Here is a 12,149-nt window from a genome sequence, read left to right as displayed (position 1 = left end):
AAACAGTCCTCTATTACCTAATTCAAGATAAAAAAATAAGCCGCCCTAAGGCGGCTTATAAGAGCCCCACCATGCCGTATATGTACCGTGTTTTGATCCTGCGATAGCAGGTGGGTGCCCTCCTCGTAATATTACTGTCCTTCTTCAGGCGTAGTGCCAATACAAGAGTCCAGGCTCCCGATGTAATAGTGTTGGCTCAAAACTACGATACCACACGCACACAGCAGGGGGATTCTTTACTATTATATTAACAAAATCAGCCGTTTATTTCAAGGTCTTGAAACAAACGACTGATATAGATTTAGCATATATCAAGCAGAAGTAGAGCAAAAAGTACTAGCGGTCATACTTTTTTTAACCAAAAACTTGATTTTACACTAACTTTTCTTTTTCCGTATCGGTTTTAATGTGAAGTTCACGCAACTGTTTTGGCGCTACCGTAGACGGAGCCTGGCTCATGAGGTCGGCCGCACTCTGTGTCTTAGGGAACGCAATTACGTCGCGGATGGATTGACGTTTAGCCATGAGCATTACCAAACGGTCAAGACCGAAGGCACAGCCACCGTGTGGAGGTGCACCGAATTGGAAGGCATCCAACATGAAGCCGAATTTGCTGCGGCTTTCTTCTTCCGTAAGGCCGATAGCTTTGAATACTTTTTCCTGTACATCGGATTGATAAATACGGATACTGCCGCCGCCGATTTCAACGCCGTTCAATACCATGTCATAGGCGATGGCTTTAACGGATGCAGGATCAGATTCTAACTTGTCCATATCTTCGGCACGAGGTGAAGTGAACGGATGGTGCATAGCCACATAACGTTTTTCTTCTTCATCGTATTCGAACATTGGGAAGTCGGTTACCCAAGTGAAGGCCAATTTGTTTTCGTCAATAAGGTTCATACGACGACCCATTTCAAGACGAAGTTCACCTAAAGCTTTAGCTACGACAGCCGGTTTGTCGGCAATCATGAGCACCAAGTCACCAGGTTTAGCCTGCATTTTTTCACCGATAGCACGAATCGTATCTTCACCCAAGAATTTCATAATCTGGGATTTGATAGTGCCGTCTTCGTTGAAGCATGCCCAAGCAAGGCCTTTAGCACCGTATTGACCAACATAGTTTACGAGGTCATCAAGTTCACGACGTGGAATGCCGGCGTCGCCAGGTACTACGATACCTTTAACCATACCGCCGTTGTCGATCACGGAGCGGAACACTTTGAATTCAGTTGTACGAACCAAGTCGGTTACATCGGTGAATTCCATACCGAAACGAAGGTCCGGTTTGTCGGAACCGTATTTATCCATGGCTTCATCCCAAGTGATGCGCGCCATCGGAATCTGAACATCGATGTCCATCGTTGTTTTGAATACGTGGTGAATCAAACCTTCCAAGGTTTCCAAAATCTGTTCTTGGTCGATGAAGCTCATTTCCAAGTCGAGCTGAGTAAATTCAGGCTGACGGTCGGCACGCAAGTCTTCATCACGGAAACAACGAACGATTTGGAAGTATTTTTCATAACCGGCTACCATCAAGATTTGTTTAAAAATCTGAGGAGATTGTGGCAATGCATAGAAAGAACCCGGGTTCACACGGGACGGTACCAAGTAGTCACGAGCCCCTTCCGGTGTACTCTTTGTAAGCATTGGTGTTTCGATTTCGAGGAAATCGCGGGAGTCCAAGAAGTCACGCATAGCCTTAGTCACGCGGTGACGAAGGATTAAGTTGCGTTGCATTTCAGGACGGCGAAGATCCAAATAGCGATATTTTAAGCGGATGTTTTCATCAACGTCGATATTGTCTTGAATGTAGAACGGTGGTGTTTTGGACGCATTGAGTACGCGAAGTTCTTCGCAGTACATTTCATAACGACCGGTTGCCAAATTAGGGTTGATGGCATCTGCATCACGTTCCGTAATTTTACCGCGAACACAAAGTACGTATTCACTACGTACATCTTCCGCTTTGTGGAAAGATTCTAAATTATGATCAGGGGATGCTACGACCTGAACTACGCCGGAGCGGTCACGAAGGTCGATAAAAATCAATCCGCCATGGTCGCGACGGCGTTCTACCCAACCGCAAAGGACAACCTCCTTACCTACTTGTTCTTCGCTGATAGTACCGCAGCCATGTGTGCGGTGCAATCCTTGCATTGTTTCCATTCTTGTCATCCTTTCACTAGTGAAGTTACTCGTGCCAATACATCCGTAAAGGCTACGGTTTCCTGCTCGCTGCTTTCCATGTCGCGAATAATCGCTTCACCGCGAGCTAATTCATCATCACCCACTATAATAACATATTTTGCATTAATTTTGTTAGCATGTTTTAACTGGCTCTTCATACTTTTACCTTCGCCGTCCATAGCCGCCTTAATATAGGCTTTATGAAGGTCGTTAACCAATTTAAAACCGGCTACCTGCGCATCTTCGCCTAAAGCAACTACAAATACGGACGGATCAATCGTTTCTTCCGGTAATAAGCCTTGCTTTTCAAGGGCCAACAAGAGACGTTCGATACCCATGGCAAAACCCACAGCCGGCGTATGCGGACCATCCAATTCTTCTACGAGGCCGTCATAACGACCGCCACCGGCTACGGCACTTTGGGAACCAAGTGGTGCATACTGCACTTCGAAAGCTGTCTTTGTGTAGTAATCCAAACCGCGTACCAAACGAGGGTTTACAACATAATTAACATTCGCTGCGGTCAAGAATTTTTGGAGCTGATCGAAGTGGTCGGAACATTCCTGGCAAAGGTTTTCATGAATTTCCGGCGCCCCAACGGATAAAGCTTTACAAGTTTCTTCCTTGCAGTCCAAAATGCGAAGCGGATTCTTATATAAACGAGCTTGGCAATCCGGGCAAAGTTGATCTTTTTTAGGTTCGAAGAAGGCAATTAATTTTTCACGGTAAGCGGGACGGCAATTCGGACAACCTACGGAGTTAACCTGTACGCTTAAGTCCTTAAGGCCGAAATCGTTAAATAATTGCAATACCATCAAAATCACTTCGGCGTCAGTTGCCGGAGCCTGCGTACCCAATACTTCCACACCGAATTGGTGGAACTGGCGATAACGACCGGCCTGTGGTTTGTCATGACGGAACATCGGTCCGATGTAGAACCATTTCGTCAAGTTTTCCTGGCCGTATACTTTGTTTTCTAAATACGCCCGTACAGCGGACGCCGTATTTTCAGGACGCAAAGTATAAGTCTGTTCTTTTTTGTCGCCTGTCGGGAATGTGTACATTTCCTTCTGTACTACGTCGGTTGTTTCACCGATACCACGCAAAAACAAACCTGTTTCTTCAAACATAGGTGTACGAATCTCGTCAAATCCATACGCTGCGCAAATACGGCGAATTTTGTCTTCCACATAGCGCCAATTACCAATTACATTAGGTAATAAGTCTTGTGTACCTCTAGGCTTTTGAATTCCCATATTTTATCCCTCCCAAAACTTTTTGCATAATCGACTGCGCTTTTCAAGCAGTGCTGATAAGGTATCAATATAAACGGATACATCTTTAGGCATATGCTGTTGTAATTGCCGATATTCCGGAGCGCGCATCCATTTAGAGGAGCTACCCGGCCCAACGGATAATATGCTCTGCCGTTCTTCCATAATCCGAATATTATATTCACAAATATACCCCGGCAAAGTATAGCCGATATTTTCAGTCTGGCTCGTCATATATTGTTGACGATACACATAATAAGGCACATAACCGGCCGCCTCAAGGCGCTCTTTACTGCGCGCCACCATTTCTTCCACGGCAGCGGCTTCCGGCATGGCCTCGCGACCTACACCGTCATAAAGCGGACTGCCCCGCTTCAATGCCAATGTATGAATTGTAACATTTTCAGGCCGTGCCTGACAAACATAATCTAGATTTTCTTCCATGTGCGAAATAGTCTGATACGGTAAGCCCGCAATAAAGTCCATATTCACGGCAAAATTCGTATAAGAACGCACATAGGCATATAATTCTTTAATAGCCGCAGCCGTATGACCACGCCCGACGGCTTTTAAAATACCATCATGCATACTCTGCGGATTGATGCTAATTCGGTTAACCCCAAGTTTAGCCATAGTTGCAAGCTTATGAGGTGTCACCGAATCAGGCCGCCCCGCTTCCACCGTAAATTCACTGTTTTCACGATGAAGCTTGGCCAAGGCAGCCAAGGCTGTTGCAAAATCCTCATCGCCTAAGCTCGTCGGTGTACCGCCACCCATGTACACCGTGGCAACTTGTAAACCATATGCCTCAATAAGCCCCTTAAGCTGCGTTGCATCGTTTACGAAGGCGCCCAAAAACTCCGGAATGCGCCGGTAATCCTGAATCAGTCCGTACGGGAATGAACAATATGTGCAGTGCGTTTGGCAAAACGGAATGCCGCCGTAAACGCTCACTTCCCGATCCGCGGTTTCATGAGGCGCCACAAAAGGACGCTGTAGCGTAGCTACCGCTTTTAACAGCTCAATCTTCGGCTCGCTGACTTCAAAGCGGTCTCGCAAGACTTGTACCGCCGTGTCACAACCGGACATGACAGCACCAGGCTCATTAGGATTCGATGGTTCAGCAACTGTTAACGTATCACAGTTTTCGGCATTGTCCCATAATTTATGGAACATTTTTGTTGGCCGAACACCTACCAAAGTGCCCCACTCACCAAGAGCGGGACGTCCCTGGGTAGTGCGGATTAATTTAAGTAATTGCCCACCTATCTCGAGGCGTCCTTCATTGGAAAGAGCCCCTTTAAATACTGCCACCGGCACGTCATTATGATACACCGTCAAGGTATAGCCCTCTTCAGCCCCCAGGCCTTCCAGGCGCCAAATAGGGTTCCCTTTAGTCGTCGTAAGACCGGCGGCGCCGCAATAATGCGCCACCACACTGCCCAAAGGCAACGGTCCCGTATAACGATAGGTCAAATTACTCACCCTTTTGAGCAGCTGCTTCCGCTTCTTCCGCTTTCATTTTTTCCTGACAGTCGCCACAATAGCCATAGACTTTCAACTGATGGTCAATCGTTTTAAAGTTAAGTTTTTTCGCAATAATAGATTCCAAAGTTTCGAGCATATCGTCTTCAAATTCTTTGACACAACCGCATTTTACACAAATCAAATGATGATGGAAATGAGCAAATTCTTCATCATTTAACTCATAACGGTTACGACCGTCGCCGAAGTCGAGGCGTTTTAACAAATCAAGTTCGGTGAATAAATCGAGGGTACGGTAAATGGTAGCCAAACCGATATCAGGGGCTACGGCTTTAACCAATACATATACATCTTCAGCGCAAAGATGCTTTTCTTCCGCATCAATGAACGCTTGTAAAATTGTCTGGCGTTGCGTCGTCAACTTATACTTTTTGTCTTTAATACGTTCTTTCAATTTTTCTAATGTCGTGTTCATACAGTTCCATCCTTCTTGTAAAACGAGTTAAAATACCAAAGTTTTGTAAGCACGATTTGTAACATCGCTGTGATCGGCACTGCCGTCATCATACCGATGATGCCATAGAAATAACCGCCTACAAAAATTACGGTTAATATAACTAACGGATGCAGCTTGATAACGTGTCCTAAAATTTTAGGCATCACAATCTGCCCGTCAATTAACTGAATAATGGCATAGGTAATGATAATTTTCACTACCAATGCAGGCCCCACCAAGGAAGCCAATATAATAGCCGGTATGGCTGCTACAATAGGTCCGATAATAGGAACCCATTCCGCGATAGCCGCGAACAAAGCCAATACCAAAGGATACGGTAATTCAAAAAAATAGGCTATAACCAGGGTTATGCAGAACATATTCGTTGCTAAAAGAAGCTGTCCCCGCAAATAGCGCCCCATGGTGCGGTGAATCTGATTCACCACGTCCATTAAATACCGATTGTGCGGCGGCTGGAAAATCGAAATGACTTTGCCCTTAATTTGCCGTCCATCCTTCAATAAATAGAAGGTCATAATCGGTACGAGTAAACATTCCAAAACAGTCGTTGCCAACGAAAAAATAGCAAAAATGCCGCGCTGCGCCAATTCGACGCCGTACGAACTGATACGGGCCAAAGTAGTCATGACGATAGCATCAATCTGTGGCGGTAACTTCAACCATTCACCGGACGTGATATCTTGCCACAAAACAATGAGCTGTGACATCAAGACCGGTAAGTTATTGAGCAAACGAGTAAATTCAGCAATAAACGGTAAGATAATGAACTGAATTACCAATAGTAAAATGAGTGCTACCAACAGAAATGCCGGTATGATGGCCAGCCAACGGGGAAACCACGCAAAGCCCAGCCGATGTCGCATATAATCCTGGATGCCATTCACTACGGGTAGCAAAATGAGCGTACAGATTAATGATACGATAAGCGGCCAGAGCACCGGAATAATGGCCCACAGAAAAATCACGGCCAGCACAATCAACACGACTCTGAGCCAATACTGTGTTGATTTTTTTAACATATTCGGTCACCGCCTAACGAACAAACGGATTATAAGTCTTTTCATGACCGATGGTCGTCTCCGGCCCATGACCCGGATAAACGACAGTTTCTTCCGGTAAGGTAAAGAGTTTATGGCGAACCGAATCAATCAGATCTTCGTAGCTGCTGCCCGGGAAATCGGTACGGCCGATGGATTCCAAAAAGAGGCTGTCCCCGGCCAGAACCATGCCTTCACCGTAGAAGCAAACACCGCCCGGCGTATGCCCCGGTGTTTCAATAACCTTAAACGAGTACTCACCGAGACGAATCACATCATCTTCTTTGATAAAACGAATATCACCGGTCACCTTCACGGGCTGACCGATGGCACCACTCAAGTTAAGATTGCTGTTTGTCAAAAATTCTTCATCGCCCTTGTTGATGTAAATGGGTACTTTGAAAGCATCCACCACGGCCTGTACCCCACCGATATGGTCACCGTGACCATGAGTGAGAATAACGGCTTCCGGTTGCAGCCCTTTTTCTTTCAAAAGCGCAACAAGACGCTCGCCTTCGCCGCCCGGATCTACGACCAAACAATGTTGATTGCTTTCATCAACGACGATATAACAATTCGTCCCCAACGCCCCTAAGGGCATCCGATATAATTTCATACGCATCACTCTCCACATTATTATGCGAAATATATTAAACGATTAAAATATTAGCATTTAAAACAGCTTTTGACTGTCCAACAAGATGGTCACCGGTCCGTCATTGGTAAGGCTTACCATCATGTGCGTCCTAAATCGCCCCGTAGCCACCGTTACCCCCGCTTCGCGACAACGATTGATGAACACTTCATACAAACGCTCCGCTTCGTCCGGTGGTGCCGCTTGATCAAAACCGGGGCGACGGCCTTTACGCACATCACCATACAGTGTAAACTGCGACACAGCCAAAATCTCACCATTCACATCGGCTACGGACAGATTCATCTTTTCCTCGGCATCTTCAAAGATGCGTAAGTTAACAATCTTGTCTGCCAAATAAACGGCATCTGCATCTGTATCACCTTTACCGACACCCAAGAGCACTACAAGGCCCTTAGGAATGGCACCGGTTGTTTCTCCGGCTACGGTTACGGCTGCTTCGCTCACTCTTTGCACTACTGCCCGCATCAACTACCTCCATTGGCGCGTTGCACGGTATACACATCGCGAATACGCCGTAATTTAGTCATAACAAAATCAAGTTCCGATACGTCGCGAATTTCAATAACTAAGTTGATGTTCGCATTCTTCGTATCGTCTACTTTAGCATTAATATTAACAATGTTGATTTTCATCTCCGACAAAGTGGCCATGATTTCCATGAGTAAACCACCGCGATCGTAGGCGGTAATTTCAATGGCTACGTGGAAGTTTTCCGACGTGCCTGCATCCCACGATACTTCAATCATGCGGTCCACGTCTTCCGGCGTATGACCGATATTCGGACAATCCGCCCGATGGACGGATACACCGCGACCACGAGTAATATAGCCTACCACTTCATCACCCGGTACCGGATTACAGCAACGAGCCATACGAACCATTACGTCCGGTTCGCCGTTGACGAGAATCCCCGTACTGCTCTTACGATGCACCGGTTCATGGGTTTTGAGTTTTTCCAAGAGCGCCATCGTATCGCGACGATTGTCTTCTTTCGCCAAATCACGTTTGTATAAATCAACAAAACGTAACAATACGGAATTTACCGGAATACCGCCGTAACCGACAGCCGATAAGAGTTCGGTTTCACTGCCTGCATTCAAAGCTTTCGCAATTTGTTCCATGCGGCCCGGCTTATTGAGCTCTTTCCAATCATAATTAAGTCGTTTCGCTTCTTTTTCGAGAAGTTCACGGCCTTTAACGATGTTCTCTTCTTTATTTTCCTTTTTAAACCAGTTGCGAATCTTACTCCGGCTTTCCGTAGATCCTACGATATTAAGCCAATCAAGGCTCGGTTTGCCCGTTTTCGACGTAATAATATCGACGATATCGCCGTTTTGTAAGGTGTAATCAAGGGATACGATTTTACCGTTTACCTTAGCCCCTACACAACGATGGCCTACATCGGTATGAATACGATACGCAAAATCAAGCGGTACCGCTCCTTTAGGGAGCTTCAATACGTCACCGCGCGGCGTGAAAACGAACACTTCCCCGGAGAACACATCCAGTTTTAACGCATTAACCAGTTCCTTCGGATTGCTCGCATCCTGCCATTCAAGGACTTGACGAAGCCAACCAACCTTCTGGTCAAAGTCTTTATCGCCGCCCTTATTACCTTCTTTGTAGCGCCAATGAGCCGCTACGCCGTATTCGGAAACGCGGTGCATTTCCCAAGTTCGAATCTGAATTTCTACGGAATGCCCCATGGTCCCGATAATCGTAGTATGTAAGGACTGATACATATTCGACTTCGGCATGGCAATATAATCTTTAAAACGATACGGCAACGGTTTCCACAAATTATGAACGATACCCAGTACGGCATAACAATCCGGAATCGTATCCACGATAACGCGCACTGCATACAGGTCGTAAATCTGTGACAAATCACGATTGTCCTTTTTCATTTTTTTATAAATACTGTAAAAATGTTTTGGTCGACCTTTAACATCCGCCTTAATATGAGCATCATCCAACGCCTTTTTCAGCTGTTCCATGGTATCATCAACAATCTCTTCGCGTACATGACGCTTTTCACGCATTTGCTCTACCAAGTCGTAGTATTTGTCCGGTTCCAAATAACGGAAGGACAAGTCTTCCAATTCCCATTTAATGTTAAAAATCCCCAACCGATGAGCCAACGGTGCAAAGATTTCCAAGGTTTCCTGAGCAATGCGCTTCTGTTTATCGCTGCGCATATGCTTCAAGGTACGCATATTATGGAGACGGTCACCTAATTTAATAACCACCACGCGCACGTCCTTAGCCATAGCCAAAATCATCTTGCGATAGTTTTCCAGCTGCTGATCTTCTTTGGTATGATACTGAAATTGATTTAATTTCGTAACCCCATCGACTAAAAAAGCCACATCTTTCCCAAATAACTCTTCAATCTGCGGCAACGTATACTCCGTATCCTCCACAACATCATGGAGTAGTGCGGCAATAACGGTAGTCGCATCGATTTGTAAATTGGCCAAAATGGTGGCTACGGCTAAAGGATGTAAGATGTACGGTTCGCCGGACGCTCTTTTTTGCGGTGCGTGAGCTTTATCCGCTACTTTAAAAGCCCGCATAATGTCGTCACAATCTTTATCATCCAAATAGGAGTGAACAATCTCCATCAGATGTGCCAATTCCACTTCTTTATTAAAAGCCGGTTGATCGACGATAACCTTGCCTTCTTCATTTTCAGCCATATTTTCCACCTCCTTAGGCACTGTATTTTAAAAATGTCAGTGATGTAATTAACTCTAATTTTTCTTTTACATGGCACCAACGATAAAGCGCCATGCCGTCATCCGTGGCTTCTTCCTGTAAAATCCCAAGCTCTTTGAAAACATCCAAGGACAGCATAGCTTCCTTATTCGTCTGATTGTCCGGATGGCGGTGCAATACTTCCGATTCTACAATATAGCGCGGTGCCGTAGCACTTCTGAAAATACTGCGCACGATGACATACATTTCGCGTAAGCCCTCTGCCGTCAATTTGATGGGCTGTTCATCCAAAAGTGCCAAATCCTGCACCATCAATTGTGGTGAAATGCGCCCTTGCCACTCATTCTTTTGCAAGGAAAACGCGACTTTAACCCGTTCATCAGGAAATACTTCCCGATGATAGTCGGCGCCGTGCCAGATAATCGCATCCAACGGGCCTATTTGGGATTGCAAAATAATCTTACAATGATTCTTCTGCTGCCCCAATAAGTACACGTCTTGTACGGCAATCGGATTGATGGCAAATACAGGGGTGCTGTTTCCCATGCCGTACGGCTCTAAGGTTTCAATCTGGTCTACTAATTCTACCGTTACTTCACCCGGTTCCAACTCCGAGTCGATATCGATAATCGGCACATAATCTTCCGCCGTCAAATTTGCTTCGCAATAGGCGGCCAAGCGCTCCCGCAAAGCGGGAATTTTATCCGCTTCAATACTGAAACCGGCCGCCTGTTTGTGGCCACCGAATTGCAAGAGTAAATCTTCCGCCGATTTTAAAGCATCATAAATATTGCAATTATCTATACTGCGGCAGGATCCTTTGCCCACACCGTCATGAATACTGATAACCATGGATGGCCGATAAAATTCTTCCACCAAGCGCGACGCCACGATGCCGATAACGCCGGGATGCCAACCTTCACCGGCTACGACGATAACCTTATGAGCCGATTCACCCTGATTGATTACGTCCTGCCGGGCCGCTTCGTGGATGCCCCGCTCAATGGTTTGGCGCTCCAAATTAGTTTCTTGCAGTTCTTCCGCAATGGTATTGGCTGTTGCCATATCCGTAGCAGTCAATAATTCCACCGCCCGCGTCGCATGAGTTACACGGCCTGCCGCATTGAGGCGCGGTGCCAAGGTAAAACCAATGTGACCGGTTGTTAATTTACGACCTGAAAGGCCCGCCACCGCTACGAGAGCATCAATCCCCATATTTGGCGATGTCATCATCTTCTTAAGCCCTTCGCGAACAATAATGCGGTTTTCACCGACTAGCGGCACCACATCGGCCACTGTCCCCAAGGCCACAATATCCATATCATCCAAATATTCTTCACCGGTTCGTTCCTGCCAAACGGCTTGGCAAACTTTAAAAGCTACGCCTACGCCGGATAAGTTCTTGTCAGGATACGGGCAGTCGAGCTGCTTATGGTTGATAACGGCCGCCGCTCGCGGTATATCTGGCGGTGCCGTATGATGATCCGTAATAATCATGTTCAAACGGTCCCGCACACCTTCCACGATATCATAGGAGCTGATACCGCAGTCCACCGTAATCACCAGCTCTGTGCCCTGCTCAATGATATGCTCCAAAGCCTCCTCATTGAGGCCATAGCCTTCGCTTTGCCGCTCCGGAATGTAATAACTTACATTGGCGCCACACCGGTTTAAAAAACGACACATCAACGATGTAGCCGTAATGCCATCCACATCATAGTCGCCGTAAATAACAATCCGTTTCTGCGTTGCAATCGCATCTTGAATAAGCGGCACCGCTTCTTTCATACCTTTTAACAAGTAAGGATCCAATAAATCCCCTACATTGCCATATAAAAAATCACGGCCCGCCTCTGCCGTCGTAATACCGCGGTTCACCAATAATTTAGCTACAACCGGATATACTTTAAGGTCTCGCACTAATTCCTGTTCAATTGTTTCATCACCGGGCTCTATGCGCCATCGTTTTGCTTTACTCTGTCTCATATGTCGTCTCACTTATCATCTGCTTATCATCAATTTATCTGTTTAGCGCATGTATAAAATCACTTAATCGAATATCAATCTCAATTTGTGATTTCCTACTGTTAAATACTGTATTATCATTCTCAATTTATTTTATTATACACCATTACCCTATTAAATTAAACCTCTTTTTCATTTTTCTTGATTATATATTATAAAAAAAGAAAGAGCAATTATCATTATATAATCGCTCTTTCTTTATCATTTTCACTTAATAGCTCATGTTAAATAAACTTTTAAATGAC

9 protein-coding genes and 1 other RNA gene are annotated in these 12,149 nt (G+C 45.7%); all 10 read right to left on the bottom strand.

Features of this window, described 5'->3' with window-relative positions; translation table 11 throughout:
- Positions 1-59: 59 nt before the first annotated feature.
- Positions 60-233: non-coding RNA, 6S RNA (gene ssrS, locus EO124_RS06130), on the bottom strand.
- A 139-nt stretch (positions 234-372) separates the two neighbouring features.
- The gene (aspS, locus tag EO124_RS06125) at positions 373-2,169 is read right to left on the bottom strand and encodes an aspartate--tRNA ligase (RefSeq protein ID WP_127058781.1); all 1,797 of its coding nucleotides are present in this window, start codon (positions 2,167-2,169) and stop codon (positions 373-375) included.
- A 5-nt stretch (positions 2,170-2,174) separates the two neighbouring features.
- Entirely contained in the window at positions 2,175-3,446 is a 1,272-nt protein-coding gene (gene hisS / locus EO124_RS06120) for a histidine--tRNA ligase (RefSeq protein ID WP_127058780.1), read from the bottom strand.
- Positions 3,447-3,449: 3 nt separating this feature from the next.
- A complete protein-coding gene (gene hemZ / locus EO124_RS06115; RefSeq protein ID WP_127058779.1) occupies positions 3,450-4,949 on the bottom strand; it encodes a coproporphyrinogen dehydrogenase HemZ in 1,500 nt (499 codons plus the stop codon).
- A complete protein-coding gene (locus tag EO124_RS06110; protein ID WP_021841666.1) occupies positions 4,942-5,424 on the bottom strand; it encodes a Fur family transcriptional regulator in 483 nt (160 codons plus the stop codon). Before EO124_RS06110 ends, hemZ begins: the two co-directional genes overlap by 8 nt.
- Positions 5,421-6,485 (bottom strand): AI-2E family transporter, encoded by a 1,065-nt coding sequence (locus EO124_RS06105; RefSeq protein WP_127058778.1) that lies wholly within the window; start codon positions 6,483-6,485, stop codon positions 5,421-5,423. Before EO124_RS06105 ends, EO124_RS06110 begins: the two co-directional genes overlap by 4 nt.
- A gap of 13 nt (positions 6,486-6,498) precedes the next feature.
- Positions 6,499-7,119, bottom strand: a complete 621-nt coding sequence (locus tag EO124_RS06100; RefSeq protein WP_127058777.1) for an MBL fold metallo-hydrolase — start codon at positions 7,117-7,119, stop codon at positions 6,499-6,501.
- Positions 7,120-7,176: 57 nt separating this feature from the next.
- Positions 7,177-7,626, bottom strand: a complete 450-nt coding sequence (gene dtd, locus EO124_RS06095) for a D-aminoacyl-tRNA deacylase (protein WP_127058776.1) — start codon at positions 7,624-7,626, stop codon at positions 7,177-7,179.
- Positions 7,626-9,860, bottom strand: a complete 2,235-nt coding sequence (locus tag EO124_RS06090; protein WP_127058775.1) for a RelA/SpoT family protein — start codon at positions 9,858-9,860, stop codon at positions 7,626-7,628. Before EO124_RS06090 ends, dtd begins: the two co-directional genes overlap by 1 nt.
- Before the next feature lie 13 nt (positions 9,861-9,873).
- Positions 9,874-11,865: a single-stranded-DNA-specific exonuclease RecJ gene (gene recJ / locus EO124_RS06085; RefSeq protein WP_127058774.1), complete on the bottom strand. Its 1,992-nt coding sequence runs from the start codon at positions 11,863-11,865 to the stop codon at positions 9,874-9,876.
- Between the last annotated feature and the right edge of the window lie 284 nt (positions 11,866-12,149).

It is taken from the genome of Veillonella ratti, from assembly GCF_003992115.1.
Lineage (GTDB): Bacteria > Bacillota > Negativicutes > Veillonellales > Veillonellaceae > Veillonella_A > Veillonella_A ratti.
This window is presented reverse-complemented; position numbering and strand designations above follow the sequence as displayed.

Bases quoted from the DNA above. Each gene is read 5' to 3' on its own strand.
- aspS (WP_127058781.1), bottom strand. From the start codon at position 2,169: ATGGAAACAATGCAAGGATTGCACCGCACACATGGCTGCGGTACTATC.
- hisS (WP_127058780.1), bottom strand. From the start codon at position 3,446: ATGGGAATTCAAAAGCCTAGAGGTACACAAGACTTATTACCTAATGTA.
- EO124_RS06110 (WP_021841666.1), bottom strand. From the start codon at position 5,424: ATGAACACGACATTAGAAAAATTGAAAGAACGTATTAAAGACAAAAAG.
- recJ (WP_127058774.1), bottom strand. From the start codon at position 11,865: ATGAGACAGAGTAAAGCAAAACGATGGCGCATAGAGCCCGGTGATGAA.
- dtd (WP_127058776.1), bottom strand. From the start codon at position 7,626: ATGCGGGCAGTAGTGCAAAGAGTGAGCGAAGCAGCCGTAACCGTAGCC.
- EO124_RS06090 (WP_127058775.1), bottom strand. From the start codon at position 9,860: ATGGCTGAAAATGAAGAAGGCAAGGTTATCGTCGATCAACCGGCTTTT.
- EO124_RS06100 (WP_127058777.1), bottom strand. From the start codon at position 7,119: ATGAAATTATATCGGATGCCCTTAGGGGCGTTGGGGACGAATTGTTAT.
- EO124_RS06105 (WP_127058778.1), bottom strand. From the start codon at position 6,485: ATGTTAAAAAAATCAACACAGTATTGGCTCAGAGTCGTGTTGATTGTG.